A 24227-nucleotide genomic window follows, 5' to 3' on the forward strand; every position below is an offset into this window, starting at 1 on the left:
AAATGGCAAGAGTTAAGAGAGCGGTAAATGCTCGTAAAAATCATAAAAAAGTTTTAAAACTTGCAAAAGGATACTATGGTGGAAAAAGCAAGTTATTCAAAACTGCTAACGAATCAGTAATAAGAGCGTTAAGAAATGCTTATGTTGGAAGAAGATTAAAGAAAAGAGATTACAGAAGATTATGGATAGCTAGAATAAACGCAGCTACAAGAATGAATGGTCTTTCATATTCAAGATTCATGAACGGAATGAAATTAGCTGGTGTTGATATAAACAGAAAAATGCTTTCAGAGATAGCTATCAATGATCCAAAAGCATTTGCTGATTTAGTTGAATTAGCTAAAAAGCAAATAAACGCTTAATATATCAGATGCGAGTTTATCTCGCATTTTTTTTATACAAAATTATAAGTTTAATTTTGATTAGAGGTTTTTAAAATCTGGTTAAAATTAAGCTTATTTGTGATTTGAAATAAAATTTAATTTTTGACTTATAAAAATTAAATTATTTACATATGTAGATTTAAAATAAGATATAATAATAAATAGCAAACCAAAATATAATATTTAGTTTAAGTTGGGGGTTTAATTATGTATATTAAACTGACAAATAAAATAAAATTTAGCGCTGTACAAATATTAGCTTTAGGATTTTTCATGGTTATATTTGTAGGTGCATCCATATTAAGTCTTCCAATATCATCTAGAAGTGGAGAATATACAGCCTTTTTAGATAGTTTATTTACATCTACATCTGCTGTTTGTGTTACAGGACTTATAACATTAAATACTGCAGAACATTGGAATTATTTTGGAAAGACAGTTATAATAATTTTAATACAAATAGGTGGATTAGGATTTATGTCTTTTACTACCTTATTTGCCTTAATGCTTAAAAGAAAAATTACATTAAGACAGAGGCTTATTTTACAAGAAGCTATGAATACTTTTGGTATTCAGGGACTTGTTAGAATGATGAAGTATATTTTAGCTTTCACATTCTCAGTTGAAATGTTAGGTGCACTTTTACTTTCGACACAATTTATACCTAAATTAGGGTTTGCAAAAGGTGTATATTACAGTATTTGGCACTCAATTTCAGCTTTCTGTAATGCTGGATTTGATTTATTTGGAGATAGTTTAGTTAGCTTTGCTAATAATAAGACAGTAATATTAACAATTGCATTCTTAATAATAATTGGTGGATTAGGATTTACTGTTTGGTCAGAGTTATATAATTTCAAAGGATATAAGAAATTATCTTTACATTCAAAAGTTGTAATAATGGTAACTGCTATTCTTTTAATAGGGGGAACAATTCTTATGTTCATATTTGAATATAATAACCCTAATACTCTTCAAAATATGAGTTTGGGAGATAAGATAACCAATGCATTCTTTGCTTCAGCTACAACTAGAACAGCAGGATTTAACTCGGTTTCAACAACTGATATGACATTAGCAGGTAAGTTTTTAACAATATTACTAATGTTTGTAGGTGGATCACCAGGATCAACAGCAGGTGGTATCAAAACTGCTACATTTGGTATAGTTGTTCTTACTTTAATTTCTATAATTAGAGGAAGAGAAGATACTGAAGTATTTAAGAAGAGAATATCTAAAGAATTAGTTTATAAGGCCTTTGCAGTATTATTTATAGGATTTGGTATTGTTGTTTTAGGAACCTTAATACTAGCTGTAACAGAGCCAGGGTTTTCTTTAGAATATATTTTATATGAAGTTACATCAGCCTTCGCAACTGTTGGTTTAACATTAGGATTAACACCATATCTTTCAGTTGTAGGAAAAATTGTAATAATAATTACTATGTATTTGGGAAGAGTTGGCCCAATGACTGTGGTTTTAGCACTAGCTAATAGAAAGAAACCTAGTGCATATAAGTTCCCAGAGGATAAAATATTAATAGGATAAGTTAGGAGTGTATGGCTTATGTCAAGTAAACAATTCGTTATTATAGGATTAGGAAGATTTGGAGCATCAGTAGCTAAGACTTTATATGCTTTAGGTCATGATGTCCTAGCAATAGATTCAAATGAAGATTTAGTTCAGGAAATATCAGATAGCGTAACACATGCTGTTCAAATGGATGCAACAGATGAAAATGCATTAAGAACTTTAGGAATAAGAAATTTTGATGTGGCAGTTGTCACAATAGGTGCCAATATACAAGCAAGTGTTATGGCAACATTACTTGTTAAAGATATGGGAATAAAATATATAATAGCTAAAGGTAATAGTGACTTGCATGCCAAAGTTTTATATAAAATAGGAGCAGACAGAGTAATTTTACCAGAGAAAGATATGGGAGTTAGGGTTGCTCATAACTTAGTTTCATCAAGTATCTTAGATTATATAGAACTATCACCAGATTATTCAATTATAGAAATTGAAAGTCCAAAAGAGTGGCATGGTAAGAATATGAAAGAGTTAAGTTTAAGAAGTAAGTATGGAATAAACGTAATGGCTATAAAAAGACATAATGAAGTTAACATATCACCAGATGCTAGCGATATAATAGAAAAAGACGACATAGTTGTAGCTATAGGTTCTGCTGAAGATTTAACAAAATTAGAAGGAAAGATATTCAAACATTAGTATCTTTCTAGAAAGGATTATTTGCTTTGTTAGAAATAGAAAGTAAAAATAATAATTTATTTAAAGAGATAAAAAAGTTAAAAGAGAAGAAACATAGAGTAAAGAATAATAAATATATTATTGAAGGATTAAGATTTTTAGATGAAGCTTTAAAAAGTGGAGTTTCTATAGACTCAATAATATTTACTGAGAATTTTAAAGAGAAGAATGAAGAGTTTTTTTCTAATATTCCAGAAAATATAAGACTTATTCAAATGAATGAAGTCTTATTAAAACAGCTTTGTTCAACGGAAAATCCACAGGGAGTTTTAGGTGTTGTAAATATGCAAAACAAAGAACTAAAAGGTGGAGAATTGGTTATTTTAGTTGACAAGGTTCAAGACCCAGGAAATATGGGGACAATAATAAGAACTGCTCACGCAGCAGGTGCCTCAGGTATTATTATGACTAAGGGAACTGTTGATATATATAATGATAAAACATTAAGATCAACTATGGGATCAATATTTTATATACCTGTTGTTGAAGATGACTCTTTAGAATATGTAAAATCATTAAAAGAAGAAGGATACAAGTTAGTTGTAAGTTCTCTTCAAGGGAAAAATAATTTCTTTGAGGAAAATCTACAAGGAAAAGTAATCATTGCCGTAGGTAATGAAGGAAATGGTGTTAGTGATGAGGTTTATGGAATTTCTGATATTAAGGTTAAGATTCCTATGCCAGGAAATGCAGAATCTTTAAATGTAGCTGTAGCAACTTCTGTAATGATATACGAAAAAATAAGACAGTCATTTAAATAAGAGATTTATATATTGTCTTATTAATAAGGGAATTTAGTAAGTAAAAAAAATTTAAAATCTCGTGTTTAAGGATTAAGTTAAAATAATTAATATAAGAAATTAATAAGCATAAAAGGTCTTTGTAAAATTTGGGTTTTACAAAGGCCTTTTTATTAGGTTATTTTTAATAATGTGTTGATTTTAGTTATCATTTCAGAAATACTTAATTGCGCAGAGAATCCCTATTAAATATTTGAGAATAATGTCTAGAGCTAAGAAATTTCCTTTGGTAAAACAACCACGCTTCTTAAGGTTACTATTATTCCATATTCAATTAAATTTTAAACTTTTTATTAAGAAGGTTATAAAGCTCCTTCTAAAATTAATACTAGTTTAAAACAAAACTTTTTATTTAAGAGAATTCTTGGGTTTTTATATTATAAAGTTTTAAGTTTGAAAAGCTTTGTTTTATTTAGTAATAGTTAGTTTAAAAGGACAAAAAAGAATAATACTCTTGATTATGCCTATTATTATATGTATAATATATTTTGAATTAAATAGATAAAAACATTGAAAGAGAGAGTAGGTATAGAAGTTTCTTTTCAGGGAAAAGATGTCATAGACTGAGAGCATTTTAAGAAAAGCTATATTGAAGTTCACTCTGGAGTTCTAACTATGAAAAATAAAAGTAGTAGTTAGCGGCAAGGTCGTTAATTTAAAGTAAGTGAATGCTAAATTTTGTTTTAGTGTTAATTAGGGTGGTACCACGGATATAAATACCCCGTCCCTTATGTTTATAGGGATGGGGTTTATTTTATTTTCTGAAAATATGGAAATAATTAAAAAGATTAATTAAATATTTAGTTATATAATGAGCTAGATTAAAATTATAAAGTTTTATTAAATAGGTCTTATAAGATAAATTTTATGATTTAATGAATTCTTAAATAAATAGTGAGTTTTATAACATAAATTTTATACTTGTATCTTTATTAACTTACTTTTTATTACTACTTTTTATGATTTAAGTAAGATTTTTATATTAAGATAAAATCTAGTATATTAAGTTATACTACCTACAAAGAAAGGAGAATGGAAATGCAAGATAAGTTAAATCAAATTAAAGAATTAGCTTTAGTTGAAATTAAAGATGCTAAAGATAGTACTACTATTGATACAATCAGAGTTAAATATCTTGGTAAAAAAGGAGAGCTTACAACTATATTAAGAGGAATGGGAGCTCTATCAAAGGAAGAGAGACCAGTAGTTGGTAAATTAGCTAACGAGGTAAGAGAGGTTTTAGAAGCTGAATTAGAAGCTATAACAAAGTCTATTAAAGAAGCTGAAAAACAAGAAAAATTAAAAAATGAAGTTATAGATATTTCAATGCCTGGAAAGAAACAAACAATAGGTAAGAAACATCCACTAGAACAAACTTTAGATGAAATGAAAAAAATATTTATTTCAATGGGATTTGCCATAGAGGATGGTCCAGAGGTTGAGAAAGATTACTACAACTTCGAGGCTTTAAATATTCCTAAAAACCATCCAGCTAGAAGTGAGCAAGATACTTTCTACATAAATGATAATGTAGTTTTAAGAACTCAGACTTCTCCAGTTCAAGCTAGAGTAATGGAAAAACAACAACCACCAATAAAAATGATATCACCAGGTAAGGTATTTAGATCAGATGCAGTGGATGCCACTCACTCACCAATATTTTACCAAATGGAAGGTCTTGTTATAGATAAAAATGTAACATTTGCAGATCTTAAAGGAACTTTAGAATTATTTGCTAAGAAAATGTTTGGTGATAAGGTTAAAACTAAGTTCAGACCTCACCATTTCCCATTTACTGAGCCATCAGCTGAAATGGATGCTACATGCTTTGTATGTAACGGAAAAGGATGTAAAGTATGTAAGGGAGAAGGATTCATAGAAATACTAGGTTGTGGTATGGTTCACCCTCAAGTTTTAAGAAATTGTGGAATAGATCCAGAAGTTTATAGTGGATTTGCTTTCGGTTTCGGAGTAGATAGAATGGTTATGCTTAAGTATGGAATAGATGATATAAGATTATTATACGAAAGTGATATGAGATTCTTAAATCAATTCTAAGTTTTAAAATAGGAGGTAAAAAAGATGAAAGTACCATTTAATTGGCTTAAAGATTACGTTGATATAGATATGACAGCAGTAGAATTAGGAGATGCCTTAACTTTATCAGGTTCAAAGTTAGAAGAGGTTATAACTGCTGGGGCAGAGATAGAAAATATAGTTACTTGTCAAATAGACAAGATAGAACAGCATCCAGATGCTGAAAAACTTAAAATATGTCAAGTGAATATAGGTTCAGAAGTTATTCAAATAGTAACAGCTGCTGATAATATGAAAGAGCAGGATAAAGTTCCTGTAGCTTTACATGGGGCAGTATTAGCAGATGGAAGTAAGATTAAAAAAGGTAAATTAAGAGGAGTAGTTTCTAATGGAATGTTCTGCTCAGAGGAAGAAATAGGCATAGCTGATGGAAAAGAAATAATAGGCCTTATGATTTTACCTGAAGATGCTCCAATTGGTGTTTGTATAAAAGAATATTTAGGACTTAATAAAGAAGTTTTAGATTTTGAAATAACTTCAAACAGACCAGATTGTTTAAGTATTCTTGGAATGGCTAGAGAAACAGCTGCTACAACAGGAAAAACTTACAAAATGCCAAATACTAAATTTGAAGTTAAATGTGATAAAAACATAAATGATGAAATAAAAGTTTCTGTTAATGACAAACTTTGCAATAGATATATGGCTAGAGGAGTTAAAAATGTAAAAGTTTCTCATTCACCAGCTTGGATGCAAGAAAGATTATTAGATGCAGGAGTAAGGCCTATAAACAATATAGTTGATATTACTAACTTTGTTATGTTAGAGCTTGGTCAACCAATGCATGCTTTTGATAGAAGCGAATTAAAATCTTCTAATATAGTAGTAGAAAGAGCTAAAGAGGGTGAAAAGTTCACTACTTTAGATGAAGTTGAAAGAGAATTAAATTCAGATGTTCTTTGTATAAAAGATGGAGAAGAAATTGTTGCTTTAGCTGGAATCATGGGTGGATTAAACTCAGGTGTTACAGAAAAAACTACTGAAATAGTATTTGAATCAGCTAATTTTGATGGAACTAATATAAGAGTTAATTCTAAAAATTTAGGATTAAGAACTGAAAGTTCATCAAGATTTGAAAAAGACATAGATCCAAACTTAGCTGCCTTAGCAATAGACAGAGCTTGTGCTTTAGTTGAAGAATTAGGATGCGGGGAAGTTATGGAAGGAACAATAGATGTTTATAACAAGGTTAAAGAAGAAAAAAATCTTGAAGTAAGCCTTAGTTGGGTAAATAAATTTTTAGGAATTTCATTAGAAGCTGAAGAAATGAAAAAATGCTTAGATAGTTTAGATTTAAAAACAACTATAAATGGAGATACTTTAGAAATATTAGTTCCTACATTTAGAATAGATGTTGATATAAGAGAAGATGTTGCAGAAGAGATTGCAAGAATATACGGATATAATAATATCCCTGCTACATTAATTTCAACTAGCACAGAAAAAGAAGCTAAAGATAAGAAGCAATTATTAGATGAAAAAGTTATAGATGCAATGTTAGCTTCAGGATTAAACCAATCAATAAGTTATTCATTTGTAAGTCCAAAGGTATTTGATAAAATATGTTTAAAAGATGATAGTGAACTTAGAAATGTAGTTAAAATAAAGAACCCATTAGGAGAAGATTATAGTGTGATGAGAACTTCAACACTTCCTTCAATGATGGAATCTTTAGCAAGAAACTATTCAAGAAGTAACGATGTTGTAAGATTATTTGAATTAGGAAAGACTTATACTAAAAATTCAGATGAAAATGAATTACCAACAGAAACAAACATCTTAACAATAGGTATTTATGGACAATGTGATTATTTTGACTTAAAGGGAATAGTTGAAAACTTATTAAATACATTAGGACTTAAGAGTGCTTCATTTAAGAGAATGAGTGAAAATCCAAGCTATCATCCAGGAAAAACAGCTGAGTTAGTTTTAGGAAAAACTTCATTAGGAGTTTTAGGAGAAATTCACCCAGATGTTAATGAAAACTACGATATAGATGTTCCTTGTTATGTAGCTGAGCTAAACTTAGATGCAATGTATAAATTCTCAAAAACTGAGAAAGCGTATAAGGCATTACCTAAGTATCCAGCAATAACTAGAGATATAGCTTTACTTGTTGACGACGCTATATTAGTACAAGAAATTGAAGAGTCAATAAGAAAATCAGGTGGTCAAATAGTAGAGAAGGTTGAATTATTTGACGTTTATAAGGGAGCTCAAATACCAGAAGGTAAGAAGAGTATTGCCTATGCTATAGCTTATAGAGATCCAAGCAAGACTTTAAAAGATAAAGATATAAACAAAGTTCATGATAAAATCTTAAGAGGTTTAGAATATAAGTTAGGAGCTCAATTAAGAGAACAATAATAGCTTAAATTATTTAAAATATGTTATGTATATGTTAGAATATACATAACATATTTTTATTATGGAGCTTTTTATTAGATATTAATTTCTATATATAAAATTTGGGTTAAATAAGTTTCATTTTTTGAGATTTATTTTTTCTTTTATTTATAGAGATTACTTAAAATTTAAAGCATAATCTACAATTTATATAAGTAAGAGGTGTTTAAGAGAGTATGGCGACTGTTACGGTAACAATAAACGGCGTTGAATATAATTTAAAAGGTCAAGAAGATGGAGAATATCTAAAAAAAGTAGCTGCTTATGTGGAAGAAAGAATTCAAGAAATGGTGAATAAGAATAATAAGCTAAGCGCTTTAGGTGTTTTATCTTTAACATCTTTAAATATAGCAGATGAACTTTTAAAAGGAAATGAAGAATACAATCAACTAATAGATTATTATGAAAAAGTTAAAAATGAGCTAGAAAAATCTAAAAAAGAGGTAGAAGACCTTAAAGCTTTAGAAGGTGAGAGTCTTACTTTAAAAGAAGAGCTTGAAAAAATAACATCAGAAAAAACTGAATTAGAAGATAAGATAAAAGATTTAGAGTTAGAAAAGGAAAATCTTGAAAAAACTATTAAAGAGTTAAAAGATAAATGTGATAATTTAAATTCTAATCTTACAAAATCTAGAGAAGATTTGAAATTAGCACAAGCTGATTTTAATAGTTCAAAAAATGAAATTTCTAAATTAAATCATGAAATAGAAAAATTAAAACTTGAAAATTCTAATTTAAAGTCTTCTGATGAAAGATTAAGAAGCGAAAATAATAAGATAAATAAAGAAATTAAAGAATTGAAAAATAAAAATAATGAATTAAACAAGGCATTAAATGATTCTAAGAATAAAGAAAAGAATTTAAATAATGAGCTTAATTCTGTGAAAAGTAAGAACTTAAACTTAGAAAAAGAATTAAGAGATTCAAAAGAAAAGAATAATGGATTAAGTGCCATAGTCAATGAATCAAAGAAAAAAGTAGAGGATTTAAATAAGGAAATTAATATACTAAAAGAAAAAAATAAATCTCAAAAAGAAGAAAATGAAAAATTAGCATTAGAAGGTAAAACTTTAAAAACTGATTTAAATAAATCTAAAAATGAGATTTCTAATTTAGAAGAGAAAAATAAAAATATATGCAAAGATGCTGAGGCTTTAAAGATTGAGTTTGCTGAATCTAGAATTGATAATAAAAAATTAAGAGAAGAAAATTTAAAGGCTTTAAATGAAATGCGTTCTTTGAGTAAATCTTGCAAAGAATTTAAAAATGAAATTCAAGAATTAAAGGATTTAAATAAAAAGTTATCAGTTAATAATGAAGTTTTAAAGGCTAATAATAAAGAATTTGAAGTTAAAATTAAAGCTTTAAATGAGGAAAATGAATTTATATCTTCATCAAGTGAAAAGTTAAAAATAAATTTCAAAGAAATAGAAGAAAAAGCTACTTCTTTAGATAAAGAAATTGAAATGCTTAAAGAAAAGAATGTAGATTTAGAAGATAAAAATACTAAGATTCAGAATGAGAATGAAAAACTTGAAGAGGATGTAAAGTTTTTAAGTGAAGAAAAAGAACTTATTAAGGATCAGTGTAATAATTTTAAAGAACAAATAACTAGTTTAGAAAAGGATATTGAACTTGCTTTAGAAGAAAAGGAAGCTTTAGGTAAGAAAGTTTCTGAAGAGATGGAAGTTGAAATTAAATCTTTAAAAGAAGAATTAGAGAGCAAAAAAGCTGAATTTGAAATTCTTATAGAAGATGCTAAGAAACTAAAAAAAGATAAAGGTCTTCTTTTAGATAAAAATAAAGAATTAGCAGCTGAATTCCGTACAGCTAGATATAAAGTTTTAGACTTAGAGAAAAAATATAATGATGTTCAATTTGAATTAGCAACTTCTAAGAAAAAAGAGAATGTATTATTAAGAAAAAAATAAAGAAAAAGGTATGAATATTTAATATTCATACCTTTTAAAATAATATTATTTATGGGTCTTGAAGTGTAGTTGGAATAGTTTTAGAATTTCCTATATTTATATTAGAAGTAACTGTTATCATTAAAATGCTATAAAAATCTAAAGTATCGCTAGGAATTGTATAAACTAATTTAATATATATACTTGTATTTTTAGAAATATTACTTAATTGGGGTGGAGAAATTGATAATGAAGTATATGCTGGAACGTTTGTTATGAAATCTGATCCAATATACAAATCATATGTGTAATCTATTGGCATTATATTTAAAGAATATTCATCAATTCCTTGACCAGTATTAGTTAATATATATTCTATAGAAGTTTCTTCGCCAGGTTTAGATAAATTTATTGCAGAATCACTTCCTGTAAGCGAATAAAAAGATAAAGGTGTAAAGGTGAATAGGCTATTTACAAATACCTCATTAGTATAAATATTTGGAGAATTATAAATTTTAGTTTCAGATAAAGAGTTATAATAATGAGAAATTTTTGAAGTTATCAATAGCACAGTTTCTGCTAGAACTATATCATTAATTTGTGATTCAATTATAATAAATTTTTCACTAAGCTTATCTAAAGTATCAATTCTAAAAGTTAACTCTTTTGTTAAGTCATCAAAAGAATAAGTCATATCGAAATCATTAAAATCTATTGTTTTGAAAATTAAGTTATCTGGAAGAGTAGTTACTAATTCAATATTTTTAGATAATACATTACCAAGATTGTTTAAAGAAATTTTTGTATAAACAAAATTATAAATATCAGTTGAGTATGGCTCAATGAATCCATTTTTTATGCCGTAAGATCCTATATCCAAAGAAATATAAGGATGATTTATTTTTAATGTTGAACTTAAACCCATATTTTTATTTTCATTGGTTAAGGTCAAATAGTTTAGATTCCCATAATAAGTTTCTAAAGTATAGATTGGATTTGAAGTTGAAACTATGGAGTTATTTATTTTACATTTAATTTCATAACTAAAAAATAGAGAACTACTAGTTGTATCAATATCGTTAATTATAGGAAATACTATTGTGTTATTTTCAAAATTAGCAGTTATAATTTCTCCATTTAAAGTAGCTTCATTCAAGTACTCTTGATTATTTGGAAGTAATATTAATGCATAAAAATTAGATAAACGTTGTCCAATAGGAATATTAATATTAAAAGTATAAGATACTATATCACCTATGATTTTATTAACTTCATCAGTATTTAGACTTAAATTAATATTTTGAGATTTAAGTTTTATAGTCTTATTTATATTATTGTTATCATATTGAAAATTTTCCAAGTTAGGATCATAATTTTGAGAATATGGATTAGTTGTTTCAGTTTTAAGATTGAATTTTTGATTAGGACCTAATGTTTGAGGAATTTTTACAACATAAGAAAATATGAGTTGTTCAGAAATTCCTAGTTTATCAATTGTTAATGTTATTATATTATTAGATAAATTAGTTATTAAAGAATTTTCATTAATTGATGCATTTATGGATTCTGGAATGATTATTAAGTTTTCATCAATGGTTTCTGTTAGATTTATATTAAATGCATCTGTAATACCAATATTATTTTCTTTGTTTTCAATTACTATATTTACAGTATAAGTTTCATCAATTTTTATACGATTAGGGTTATTACCAAAAACAGATTTGTTTATCACGATATTTGGGCTTCCTATTTTGAAATTAACTTGACTTCTATTTGAAAAAGCAACCCCATTTGAGTTTAGGAGTTGTATTTTAAATAAGTTTGATGTGAAAACATTATTAAAACTTTGATAATCTAACTGAGTTTTATAGTTTAACGTTATTATATTTTCATCATTTAATTCTGGATAAAACCAAAAAACACCATAAGGATCTAGAGCTGTTCCTGAAGTAGTAAGATAATTAATAGAAGATGAATTGTAGTTTATATTTAAGATATCTTTAGTTACATAAGGATAAAAGTCATAAAATTTTATTCTTCCAATAGTTGCCTCAATATTTGAACTATCATATATAGTCTGATATTCAATGAAATCACCAGGGGCTAATATAGAATGGGATTTAGGAGTATTATCTCTATAGTAATAGTTAATTATTGTTTTATTAACTTCTGGTATTCTTGAATTTAAGGTTAAAGAATCATATGCAGAAATAGTTTTATTTGTTGCAAGACTAACTGCATTACATTCAGCAATGGTTGTAAAGGTATCACCAGCTAGTATATCTAAATTTGTGCCTATATATTGATTTGATATATTAGAATCGATTGTAATAGTAGTACTAGAAGAAACATCGATATTTCCAATATTCCAAGTTGCTTTAGTTATTCCTGCAGCAGAAATATCTTTTGAGGTAAACATTATAGGAGAACTTTCATCAGCTAAAATTTGGCCATCACTTGTTGTTAAAAAACCGGTTAAATTTAATAGTCCATGATATAAATTGCAATAAAACATTATTTTATAAGTTATTAGTGAATAAACATCTACCAAATAGCTAGATGACTCTATTTTTATTAAAATTTCTAATGCAGTAATTATATATTGTAATAGAAAGGATTCATTATTTATGCTCCAACTAAGCTCATTTAAAATAGAAGTGTTATTTTCAATATATAAACCATCTATCAAACCATTTTTATAAAATTTTTCATTAGCTTTAAATTTGAATGATATCTCTACAATACTATTTTCAGGTATTTCAACATTGTTCCAAGTTAGTATATAACTATTTGTATCATTAGTTGGATTCGTAATAATAACATTAATTAAAGCATTAGAATTAAATCCTTCTATTATCATATTACCAAGGTACTGTATTCCATTACCTAGAAAATCATAAAGTGTATCAAAAGTTATTCCAGAATTAAAGGCAGTTTTAATTATGATTTTACTAGTATAAGTTTCTCCAAGTAAAATTACAGGAGGGATTTCTTTAGTTATTATATATTTACTAACCTTTATAGAAAAATTTGTTGTATTTTCTATAATTTCATTACCAATATCATAATTTCCACGTGGCATTGTATCTGCAAAAGCTTTAAATGAACATGAGATTAATGAATCAAAATCGAGTTCTTCGCCAGAAGTATTAGTAGGGTTAAGTTTTATCTCTATAGAAAATGAAAAATTAAGCTCATTTGGGGCTAAGTCTTTAATATTAGTAAAAGTAAAAGTATTATTATTTAGCGAACTAGAATAGTCTATACTTGAATTAAGTAACTCTATACCATCACCCAAAGTAATTTCAAAGGATAGGTTAAATAATTGGTTATCTAGATCTTTATTTTCTATTTTAAATATTAAATCAGTTGTATCATTAGTGATTAAATTTATTAATGAATTTTGATTGAGATTTACAACAAAATTAGATAGATTATACATAATATACCTCCTAATTAAATTACATTATATTATATTAAAAAAATTTGTTTTTGATATATCAAAAAGTAATAAATATGCATATAATATATAGAATTAAATAAAAAGAAGAGGTAAGGTTTTATGGCTATTATTAAACAAGATATTTATATTTTGGGACAATCGGATAAAAAAACTATTCAATCTGTTGGCGAAGAGATAAGATTAGACTTACAATTGCAACCTCAACCATTAAATAATACTGGAAAAGTTACAGGAACAGTAATAGACGAATCTGGAAATCCTATTACTGGTTCATTAATAAAATTGATGGATGCTAATTATGAACCTTTATTACATGCTATAACAGGAAGTGATGGAACTTATACTTTAGACAATGTTCCAGCTGGAACTGGATATAATATTTTTGCTACGGCAACAGGTAAAGCCTTAAATCAAGGAACATCATTTAGTATAGTGGTTGGACAAGTAGTTAATAAAAACTTTACCTTATTAGATGAACCATCAGCTCAATTAGGATTAATAGCAGGTGACTTATATGATAACACAACAGGTTTACCTATAAATGGTGCAGTAATTTCTTTATATCAAGTTAATCCAGATGACACTGAAGTATTAAAAGCTATAACTTATACAAATGAGTATGGACAGTTTGTATTTAGAGAACTTGATCAAGGTAATTATTCAATAAGAGTTTCAGCTTTAGGATATATAGGGACTACAAGTACGGTTAATATTACGCAATCAGGACAAATAGTTCCTTCATTAATTACAATAGCTCAAAATCCTAATGCCTCTAGAGGAACAGTTTCTGGTATTATTACAGATAATCTTAATCAGCCAATTGTTGCAGCTGACGTTGTACTTTATGAAGTTAATCCAGATGAATCACTTACTGCTATTGCATTTACTAAAACTAATACAGCGGGAGTTTATCTATTTATTAATGTTCCTCAAGGTAATTACAAAGTTAAATCTAACCAAACAGAAAATGTTAATATGCCTTAAAATAATAAATTCATTTTTAATTATAAATAAAGGATTGATTAAAATTCAGTCCTTTTTCTTAATCTCTTTAGAATATCTTAAGTGAGGTTTTTATGGTTATAGATTTAAAATTATTATTTATTTTAATGCTTTTAAATAATCTAAAGAGAATAAGTATAAAGATTAACATAGTAGATGAAAATAAAATGCCATTAAAAAATGTTACTGTTTACGGAAAATCAACTGTTTCAAATGAATGGATTTTATTGAATTCATGTTTAGGTTCTTGGGTCTTTATTACAAATGTTCCAAAAGGAAATATTAATTTTATAATTTATAAGGAAGATTATTATATAAAATCATTTGATATTTGTATATTTAGTGATTATGAGTTTACAATATGCTTATGCAAAAAAAAGAAGAGTAGAATTTATGGAGTTATAACTAATGTATGTAATGAAGTAATATCTAATGCCATAGTGGTTTTATATAAAGTTATTGGTGAAAATCATTATTTGCCATTAAGATCGACAAGAACAGACTTTTTTGGAGAATATAATTTTATTGATGTACAAGAAGGTACATATATAATAAAAGCTATAAAATAAATATTTAGAAAATAAAGAATTTTAAGAAGCTAGTTTGATTTTTATATTTTTACTTATTTGAGGAGTTGTATATTATAAAGCCTTAAAAAGTTAAATTTAAGGATTTAATATTCATAAGAAAAATAATTAATTCTACGGCAGAGAGAGGATATATGGAATTATGGGCTTCAATTGTGTATAATACAAAGTATTGAGTAAATTAACTAAGGAAAACCTAGTTATTGTAGGAGAGATGAAATTTTATGGAAAAAATAGAATTACTAGCACCAGCAGGAAGTATGGAAAGTTTAATTGCTGCTATAAATAGAGGTGCTGATGCTATATATTTAGGAGGAAGTAAATTCTCAGCAAGAGCTTATGCTTCTAACTTTGATAATGAAAAGATGGAAAAAGCTGTTGACTATGCCCATACATATGGAGTTAAGGTGTATGTTACTGTAAACACTTTAATTAAGGAAAATGAGTTTCAAGAGGCTATAGATTACATAGGTGTTTTATATAAAATAGGGGTAGATGCTTTAATTATTCAAGATGTAGGATTAGCTAAAAGAATAAAAGAAGTTTATCCAGACTTTGAACTCCATGCTTCAACTCAGATGAGCATACATAATGGAGAGGGTGCATTATTTTTTAGAGAAAATGGATTCTTTAGAATAGTTTTATCAAGAGAGCTTACATTAGAAGAAATAAAACACATATCAAAGGATTTAGGAATTGAAACTGAGATATTTGTTCATGGGGCCTTATGTGTTTGTTATTCAGGCCAATGTTTAATGAGTAGTTTAATTGGTGGAAGAAGTGGAAATAGAGGAAGATGTGCTCAAAGTTGTAGGCTTCCATATACCTTAATTAGAGAAAAAGATAATAAAGAAACTAAGGGATTTTTATTAAGTCCAAAGGATATTTGTACAATTGAAAATGTTGAGGATTTAATAAAAACAGGAACAAGTTCTCTAAAGGTTGAAGGAAGAATGAAAAGACCTGAATATGTGGCTGGAGTTATAGAGTCATATAGAGAAGCTATTGAGAATTCATATAGAAATATTAAAAAATCTCAAGAAGGAAATAAACTAAAACTTAAAAAGTTATTTAATAGAGAAGGTTTTTCCACAGCTTATATGTATAAGAACGTAGGAAAAGATATGATGGCATTTAAAACTCCAAGAAATACAGGAGTTTTATTAGGAGAAGTTTTAAAGTCAGGAGAAGTTCTTCTAGTTGATGATTTATCATTAAAGGATGGAATAAGAACTAATGATGATGGATTTACTGTAAGTAAAATACTTATGGGTAATAAAGAGGTTACAGAAGCTAAAAAGGGAGATAAGGTTAAGATATTTCCTAAGAAATATAAGGCTAATGATAAGCTTTATAAAACTTCAGATAATAAACTTTTAAATGAATTAAAGGTTTCTTATGAAAATCCATATGAAAGAAAAATCAATTTAAAAGCTTATATGAAGTTTAAAGTTAATGAGCCTATGGAACTTACAGTTGAATATAATGGGAATTATTTCACGAAAACTGGTGATGTGGTTCAAGTTGCAGTAAATAGACCTATGGATAAGGAAAAGGTTGAAAAGAACTTAAGAAAGTCAGGAGATATTCCTTATCAAATAGATTCTATTGAATATGTAACTTTTGAAGATGGATTCTCAGCAATTTCCTCAATAAATAATTTAAGAAGAGAAGTTTTAGAAGAGATAAGAAATTCTGAAATACAAAAGTATAAGAGGGTTTTAAAAAAGCATAATGATATAGAATTAAATGAAAAAGTTGGAGAAATGCCAGAGGTTTTAGTTACTGTAAACACTATGGAACAGTTAAGAGCTTGTATAAATAGTGGAATAAAAGATATTGCCTTAGATATCTTTGGAAAAAATCAAGGGCAGCTTAATAAAAATGCGATTAAAGAAGTTTTAGATGAAGAGATTAATTTATATATAAAGGTTCCAACAATAATTAAAGAGGAGTTTAATGTTGTTTGCAAAATAATAGATGAGAACTTAGGTTTAATTAAGGGATTAGTTACTGCTAATACTGGAATAATAAATGTATATAAAGATAAAACAAATATAATAGGTGATTATAAGCTTAATATATTCAATGCTTATGGAATGAAATTCTACAATGAGCATATGATTGGAAGTTGTTTAAGTTTAGAACTAAATAAAAAAGAATTAAATAAAATGCTTAAGAAATATTCTAAAGGGGCTCAAATGTTTGTATATGGTAGACCAGAGGTTATGGTTAGTGAATACTGTCCAATAGGAAGTACCTTTGGTGGAAAATCTACTACAAGAAATTGTGATAACCAATGTGTAAGTAGTTTATTTACATTAAGAGACAGAATGAATCAAGATTTTATTATAAGAACTGATATATTTTGTAGATCACACATATATAACACCGTGCCTGTAAACTTAATTCAAGAGATTGATGAAATTAAGTCATTAGGAATAAATTCATTTAGATTAGATTTCATAGATGAAAGTTATGATGAAGTTATTAAGGTTATTGAAGCTTTAAATAATGAAGAAGCTTTAAGATTAAAAGACTATACTAAGGGTCACTTTAAAAGAGGCGTTGAGTAAAGGGGATTAAAGTATGAACGACAGAGTTTTAGAAGTTTTAGAATTTGATAAAATAAAAGAAATTTTAAAAGGCTATACAATTACTAGTTCAGCCAAAGAGATGGTTTTAGATTTAAAGCCATACTCTTCAATATATGATGTTAAGGAACATTTAGAGGAAACAAATGAAGCTTTAGATATTCTAATGAGAAAAGGTAATCCTCCCTTTGAAGGGCTTTATGATGTTAAAGAAAATTTAACTAGAGCAGAAAAAGGTGGAGTTTTAAGTATAGAAGCCTTACTTAGAATAGGAAATATGCTTAGAGTAACAAGAAGACTTTCTGAATTCTTAGATAGAAAAGAAGAGGAAGAAGAACATAGAATATTAGAAGGTATGAGAGAAGGACTTACAGTTTTAAGAGGAGTAGAAAATGCTATTTCAAAGGCTATAGTAAGTGAGGATGAGATTGCAGACTCAGCCAGTGATAAGCTATATAGTATAAGAAGATCATTAAAAGATAAAAACTCATCTGTGAGAGATAAGGTTAATGCCATAGTAAGAAGTAATGCACAATATCTTCAAGATTCTTTATACACAGTTAGAGGGGATAGATATGTTATTCCTGTAAAAGCTGAGTATAAATCACAGGTTCCAGGGCTTGTTCATGATCAAAGTTCAACTGGTGCCACAGTTTTTATAGAACCAACAGCTTTAGTTAATTTAAATAATGAAATAAAAGAATTAATGTTAAAAGAGAGAGCTGAAATTGAAAGAATTTTAGCAGAGTTGTCATCATTAATCTTTAAAAATATAACTGTTATAAAAATAAACTTTAATATAATAGCTGAGTTAGATTTTATATTTGCAAAGGCTAAGTATGGAAGTGATTTAGGTGGAACAATGCCTATAGTAAATGATGAGGGTGTAATAGACTTAATGGATGCTAGACACCCATTAATATCAAGAGATGAAGTTATTTCCTCAGATATTTATTTAGGAAGAGAATTTACAACACTTCTTATAACAGGTCCTAATACTGGGGGTAAAACAGTAACAACTAAAACAGCAGGTCTTATAGAATTAATGGGATTAAGTGGGCTTTTAATACCAGCTTCTGAAAATTCAAGCATAAGTTTCTTTGATGAGATTTTTGCTGATATTGGAGATAAGCAAAGTATAGAACAGAGTTTATCAACATTCTCATCTCGTATGACAAATATAGTTAAGATTATGGAAGTTGCAGATAATAGAAGTTTTGTATTATTTGACGAACTTGGAGCAGGTACAGATCCAACAGAAGGGGCAGCACTTGCAATTTCAATTTTAGAGGAATTAAGAAAGAGAAATTGCAAAGTAATTTGTACTACTCACTATAGTGAATTAAAAGGATATGCTTTAAAAACAGAGAATGTTGAAAATGCATCAGTTGAATTTAATGTTGAAACATTAAGACCAACTTATAGACTTTTAATTGGGGTTCCAGGTAAATCAAATGCCTTTGAAATTTCAAGAAGATTAGGATTAAGTGATAGCATAATAGAAAATGCAAAAAAATCTATATCAAGTGAATCTCTTCAATTTGAAGATTTAATACAATCTCTTCAAGAAAAGAGTATAAAGGCAGAAAATGATGCAAGAGAAGCTGCCATCTTAAAAAATGATGCAGAGAAATATAAAAATAGATATAAAGAAAAATTTGAGAGAATAGAAAGTGTAAGAGATAATGTTTATGCTGACGCAAGAAGAGATGCCAAACAAATTTTAGATGCTGCAAAAGAAGAGGCAGATGCTATTCTTAAGAATATGAGAGAGATAGAAAGATTAGGTATTTCTAGTGATGCAAGAAGAAAGCTAGAACTAGAAAGAGGAAAGCTTAGAGATAAAATAAATGATGCTGAGGCTAGACTTCAAAAGAAAAAAGAAGAGAAAAAAGGGGAAGAACTTAAAAAGATTGAGGTTGGTATGGAAGCTTTATTACCTTCAATAAATCAAAAGGTTATAGTTCTTTCTAAACCTGATAACAAAGGGGAAGTCCAAGTTCAAGCTGGTATTATGAAAATAAATGTTAAGGCCAAGGACTTAAGAGTAGCTAAAGAAACTAAAGAAGAAAAGAAAATTAAGAAGAGAGAGGCAAGACTTAACTTAAAACATGTTGCATCTTCAATAGATTTAAGAGGAATGGATTCAGAGGAAGCTTGTTATACTGCTGATAAGTATTTAGATGATGCATATGTAGCAGGTAGAGGGGAAGTTACACTAGTTCATGGTAAAGGAACTGGAATACTAAGAAAAGCTATAAACGAAATGCTTAGAAAACATCCTCATGTTAAAAGTCATAGACTTGGAGAGTATGGAGAAGGTGGAACAGGAGTTACTGTAGTAGTTTTAAAATAATTTTTTTAATATGATTAAGAATTTTTTATAGAGTTTTTAGAAATTTTATTTAAATATATTTTGATTTTTCATTGAAAACTTATTACTTTTATAAAATTTTTATGGAGTTTACTAGAAATAGTAGGCTCCTTTTTTATATACAATTTATTAAAATTTAAATTTAAGTATTTATGTTATAATCAATTTAAAATTGAAAATTATGTAAGTTGGAATTTTAGGGGGAAATTAGGTGAAAAAAAACAAGAGTAGCAAGAAAAATAATATGCTAAAAGAGGCTAGGGTACTTTTACTTATATGTCTTTTATTTATAATATTTTTATTTTTGGTAGCACGAATTATGTATATAACTTTCTTTAATTCAAAGCAATATAAGGCGATGGCTGAGGAACAATGGACTAATGAAGTTAAAATTGAGGCTAAAAGAGGAAGGATATTAGACAGAAATGATAGGGAGTTCGCAGTTTCAGCCAATGTTTTTAGAGTAGACTTAGATTTAGTTACATTAAGGGAGTATGTTGAAGATAAAGATTTAACTATGCTAGATATTTCAAAACCTATTTCAGAAGTTTTAGAAATGGATGAAGAGGCGGTTCTGGAAAAATTAGAATACACTTATCCTTCTGGAAATCCTGCAAACTCAGCAACTTTAGTTAGAAGAATTGAAAAGGATAAGGCTGATAAGATTAAGGAACTAAAAATAAGAGGAGTTATTGTTTCAGAGGATAATAAAAGGTATTATCCAAATGGAGATTTTTTATCTCATACACTTGGAACAACTAATTCAGATGGAATTGGATTGAGTGGATTAGAATTATTTTATGATGAAGAATTAAGTGGAATTCCTGGGGTGAGAGTAAGTGAAGTTTCAGGAAATAGTGCTGAAAACCCATACTCTGAATCAAATTTTACTCCGCCAGTTCATGGAAAAGATGTAACACTTACTATAGAAGAAAATATCCAGTATTTTGCTGAGAGGGTAGCTCAGAAAGCCTTAGAAGAACATAAGGCAGATTCAGTTAGTATAGCTATAATGAATCCTAATAATGGTGAAATTCTTGCTTTAGTTAATAAACCAGGATTTAATCCTAATAAGCCATATGATGGAAGTGATAAGTTTAGTGGAGAAAGCGAATTTGATAGGCTTCAGAATATGTGGAGAAATACAATTGTTTCTGATGCTTTTGAACCTGGATCTATATTTAAAATAATAACTTCCATAGCCTCTGTTGAAGAAGGAATTGCTGGGAAAGATGAGGTTTATTATTGTGATGGAAGTTTAAATGTTTCAGGTAAAAAAATAAAATGTTGGAAATCTGGAGGACATGGTATTCAAAACTTTAATCAAACACTAGAGAATTCATGTAATGTTGCTTTTATGGAGATGGGAAAGAAATTGGGAGCAGAAAAATTAAATTCTTATATTAAGAAATTTGGATTTGGAAAAAAATCAGGAATTGATTTATCTGGGGAAGCAACTGGAATTATAAAGAAAACAGAGGATATAAGCTCAGTTGATTTAGCTACAATATCTTTTGGACAAACTAATACTATGAATGCAATTCAGTTTATGGCAGCTTTAAATGCAGTTGCTAATGGTGGGGATTTAATTCAACCTCATCTTATGAAGGAGTTAAGTTATCTTAATGAAAATGGAACAAAAATAATAGATAAAATTTTTACTCCTAAAATAGAAGAAAATATAGTTAGTGAAGAAAGTACTAAGAGAATAAAAGAAGCTTTAGAATCTACTGTATCTAATGGTTCTTCAAAGGATGCAGCTATTGAAGGGATAAAAGTAGCTGGTAAAACAGGGACAGCAGAAAAAGTAGATTCTTCAACTGGAACATATGGGGCAGGTTATATTTCTTCTTTTGCAGGTTTTGCACCCTATGATAATCCTCAAATTTCTTTAATAATAGCAATTGATAATCCTAAAAATGGAGAGCATTTTGGAGGGATAGTTGCAGCTCCTTATGCTGGGGAGTTGTTTTATAATATATTTAACTATATAGCATTAAATGAAGGAGATTTAGACAAAAAAACAGAGGGGGTAATTATTCCAGATTTAAGAGGAGATAAGCTAAGTAGTGGAGAGAAAAAATTAAATGATTTTGGAATAAATTATGTTGTAGAAGGGGATGGAACTTTTATTACTTCAATAAAACCATTGCCTGGATACAAGGTGAAAAAAGGGGATACTATAACCATTTATGCTGGAGATAGATTTGATAGAAGTGAAAAAGAAATAGTTACTCCAGATTTTAAAGGAAAAAGTAAAGAGGAAGCTTTAGATATTATTAAAGAGCTAGGGATAAAAGGAGTTTTTTCTGGAGAAGGATTAATAAAAGAACAAGATATAAGTGTTGGAGAAGTAATAAAGTCTGGAAAGAAAATAAAGTTTAAACTTGGAGAATAAGAACATAGTTTATTTTGTGAATTAATTTAATAAGTTAAAATTTGATTAGTTTATAAGAATTTTTAAATTTAAAAGTATTATAAAAGATTATATTAATGTGATGCATAATTTTAAAAAGGTCATATTAGTGTAATCTTTTATTTTTCGTTCTGTTTTAAGAGAGTGTTGATTTTAGCTATCAAATAAGACATGTTTAATTATAAGTGAAAATCAAAATTTTGAATTTTGTATTTTGAACTTATACCTTGGAATTAATATGAGAAGGTGCTTTCTATTTAAGTTTGAATATTAATTTAAATATGTTTTAAAGAATAGTTATGTGAGATTATAGTATTATTTGTTTGTAGTATGGCTAGAATACTTTTTTTGTTACAATATAAGGATTATAATAAAATGAGTTAATAATTAGGAGGTATTTTTATGATTTTAATTAGTGCATGTTTGTGTGGTGTTAACTGTAAATACAGCGGTGGAAATAATTTAAATGAGAATATAGCAAAGATTTTTAAAGAAGGAAAGGCTGTATTAGCTTGTCCAGAAGTACTTGGAGGTTTAAGTACACCTAGAATTTCTTGTGAAATAGTTGGTGGTACAGGAAAAGATGTTCTTGAAGGAAAAGCTAAGGTTATTAGTAAAGATGGGGATGATTTAACGGAAAGCTTTATAAAAGGTGCTTATAAAACTTTGAGTATGGCTAAGAAAATAAATGCAGAGTATGTTATTTTAAAAACTAAAAGTCCATCATGTGGATTAGGGGTTATATGTTCTGGGAAGTTTAATGGGGAGAAAAAAGAAGGAAATGGAATAACTTCTGAATTATTACTTCAAAATGGATTTAAGGTTAAAACAGAAAATGACTTTTAGTTTAATTAAATATATTTTAATAGGAGGATTTTTATTATGAATAAAGAAATCAAAAGTAAGGCAAGAGAATTATATAAAGGGACTTGTAGAGTGTGTAAGGTGTGTAATGGAGTAGCTTGTGCTGGGGAAGTTCCTGGTATGGGAGGAAAAGGTACAGGGGAAGCTTTTATTAGTAATGTGGAAGCTTTAAATGAAGTAAAACTTAATATGAGAACTATACACAATGCTAAAAATCCTTCAACAGAGGTTGAATTATTTGGTAAGAAGATGGATATACCTGTATTTGCAGCACCTATAACAGGAACTATGTTAAATATGGGTGGAGAAGTTTCAGAGAGAGAATATATAGAAGGGGTAGTTAAAGGATGTATAGATGGAAATATATATCCTATGGTAGGAGATACTGCCGTTGATTTATGCTTAACTACTAACTTAGAAGTTATGAAGGAATATGATGGACAAGGGATTGTATTTATAAAACCTTGGAAAAATGAAGTTGTAATAGAGAAAATTAAAATGGCTGAGAAGGCTGGAGTATATGCTGTGGGTGTAGATGTAGATGCAGCAGGTCTTATTACTTTGGCTATGCATGGAAAACCAGTTGAACCTAAAAATTTAGAAGAAATAAAAGAATTGGTAAGTTCAACAAAACTTCCATTTATATTAAAGGGAATAATGACTCCAGATGAGGCTGAATTGGCTGTGGAAGCAGGGGTATCAGCAATTGTTGTATCTAATCATGGAGGAAGAGTTTTAGATCAAACACCAGGGGTGGCAGAAGTTTTACCTAAAATAGTAGAGAAGGTTAAAGGAAAAATAAAAATATTAGCTGATGGTGGGGTTAGAAATGGAGTTGATGTCTTAAAATTATTGGCTTTAGGGGCTGATGGTGTTTTGATTGGTAGACCTTTTGTAACAGCTACTTTTGGTGGAGGATCAGAGGGTGTTAAGGAATATGTTAATGGATTAAAAGGTGAGTTAAAGTCAGCAATGGTTTTAACAGGTTGTAATTCAATAGAAGATATAGATGAAAGAATAATATATAAAAAATAAATTAGTGTTTTTAGAAAGGGGTATT

Annotated in this window: 15 protein-coding genes and 1 other annotated feature; of the genes, 14 read left to right on the forward strand and 1 reads right to left on the reverse strand. The window is 28.0% G+C overall.

Annotation, left to right across the window (positions count from 1 at the left end):
• The first annotated feature begins 2 nt into the window (after positions 1-2).
• The 7 genes from rplT to zapA all read left to right on the forward strand — a co-directional run bounded on the left by rplT (position 3) and on the right by zapA (position 9888).
• Complete coding sequence (gene rplT / locus Q1K13_RS06635) at positions 3-362, forward strand: 50S ribosomal protein L20 (RefSeq protein ID WP_300348683.1); 360 nt, start codon at positions 3-5, stop codon at positions 360-362.
• Between the two features lie 228 nt (positions 363-590).
• Complete coding sequence (locus tag Q1K13_RS06640; RefSeq protein ID WP_300348686.1) at positions 591-1931, forward strand: TrkH family potassium uptake protein; 1341 nt, start codon at positions 591-593, stop codon at positions 1929-1931.
• Between the two features lie 18 nt (positions 1932-1949).
• A complete protein-coding gene (locus Q1K13_RS06645; protein WP_300348687.1) occupies positions 1950-2615 on the forward strand; it encodes a potassium channel family protein in 666 nt (221 codons plus the stop codon).
• 26 nt (positions 2616-2641) lie between these two features.
• Entirely contained in the window at positions 2642-3415 is a 774-nt protein-coding gene (locus Q1K13_RS06650; RefSeq protein WP_300348689.1) for a TrmH family RNA methyltransferase, read from the forward strand.
• 540 nt (positions 3416-3955) lie between these two features.
• Positions 3956-4186 (forward strand) — a binding site (T-box leader).
• A 306-nt stretch (positions 4187-4492) separates the two neighbouring features.
• Positions 4493-5512: a phenylalanine--tRNA ligase subunit alpha gene (gene pheS, locus Q1K13_RS06655; protein ID WP_300348690.1), complete on the forward strand. Its 1020-nt coding sequence runs from the start codon at positions 4493-4495 to the stop codon at positions 5510-5512.
• Positions 5513-5536: 24 nt separating this feature from the next.
• Positions 5537-7918 (forward strand): phenylalanine--tRNA ligase subunit beta, encoded by a 2382-nt coding sequence (gene pheT, locus Q1K13_RS06660; RefSeq protein ID WP_300348692.1) that lies wholly within the window; start codon positions 5537-5539, stop codon positions 7916-7918.
• A gap of 215 nt (positions 7919-8133) precedes the next feature.
• Positions 8134-9888: a cell division protein ZapA gene (zapA, locus tag Q1K13_RS06665; protein WP_300348693.1), complete on the forward strand. Its 1755-nt coding sequence runs from the start codon at positions 8134-8136 to the stop codon at positions 9886-9888.
• Between the two features lie 49 nt (positions 9889-9937).
• Here the strand turns inward: zapA and Q1K13_RS06670 are convergent, their stop codons facing one another.
• Positions 9938-13309, reverse strand: a complete 3372-nt coding sequence (locus Q1K13_RS06670) for a hypothetical protein (RefSeq protein ID WP_300348695.1) — start codon at positions 13307-13309, stop codon at positions 9938-9940.
• Positions 13310-13429: 120 nt separating this feature from the next.
• Between Q1K13_RS06670 and Q1K13_RS06675 the strand changes: the two genes are divergently transcribed.
• The 7 genes from Q1K13_RS06675 (at position 13430) to Q1K13_RS06705 (ending at position 24202) form a co-directional block, all read left to right on the forward strand.
• Complete coding sequence (locus tag Q1K13_RS06675) at positions 13430-14314, forward strand: MSCRAMM family protein (RefSeq protein ID WP_300348696.1); 885 nt, start codon at positions 13430-13432, stop codon at positions 14312-14314.
• Between the two features lie 92 nt (positions 14315-14406).
• Positions 14407-14901 (forward strand): carboxypeptidase-like regulatory domain-containing protein, encoded by a 495-nt coding sequence (locus Q1K13_RS06680; protein ID WP_300348697.1) that lies wholly within the window; start codon positions 14407-14409, stop codon positions 14899-14901.
• A 242-nt stretch (positions 14902-15143) separates the two neighbouring features.
• On the forward strand, positions 15144-17495 hold the full coding sequence (locus tag Q1K13_RS06685) for a U32 family peptidase (protein ID WP_300348699.1): 2352 nt from the start codon (positions 15144-15146) through the stop codon (positions 17493-17495).
• A gap of 13 nt (positions 17496-17508) precedes the next feature.
• Positions 17509-19869 carry an endonuclease MutS2 gene (locus Q1K13_RS06690; protein WP_300348701.1) on the forward strand — a complete coding sequence of 787 codons (2361 nt, stop codon included), beginning with the start codon at positions 17509-17511 and terminating at the stop codon, positions 19867-19869.
• 262 nt (positions 19870-20131) lie between these two features.
• Positions 20132-22285 (forward strand): stage V sporulation protein D, encoded by a 2154-nt coding sequence (locus tag Q1K13_RS06695; RefSeq protein ID WP_366522620.1) that lies wholly within the window; start codon positions 20132-20134, stop codon positions 22283-22285.
• Between the two features lie 420 nt (positions 22286-22705).
• The gene (locus tag Q1K13_RS06700; protein ID WP_300348704.1) at positions 22706-23149 is read left to right on the forward strand and encodes a 2-thiouracil desulfurase family protein; all 444 of its coding nucleotides are present in this window, start codon (positions 22706-22708) and stop codon (positions 23147-23149) included.
• Positions 23150-23185: 36 nt separating this feature from the next.
• A complete protein-coding gene (locus Q1K13_RS06705; protein WP_300348706.1) occupies positions 23186-24202 on the forward strand; it encodes an alpha-hydroxy-acid oxidizing protein in 1017 nt (338 codons plus the stop codon).
• The last annotated feature ends 25 nt before the right edge of the window (positions 24203-24227 follow it).

Origin of the sequence: Clostridium sp. (assembly GCF_029267215.1) — a bacterium.
In the GTDB taxonomy this organism is placed as follows: Bacteria; Bacillota; Clostridia; order Clostridiales; family Clostridiaceae; genus Sarcina.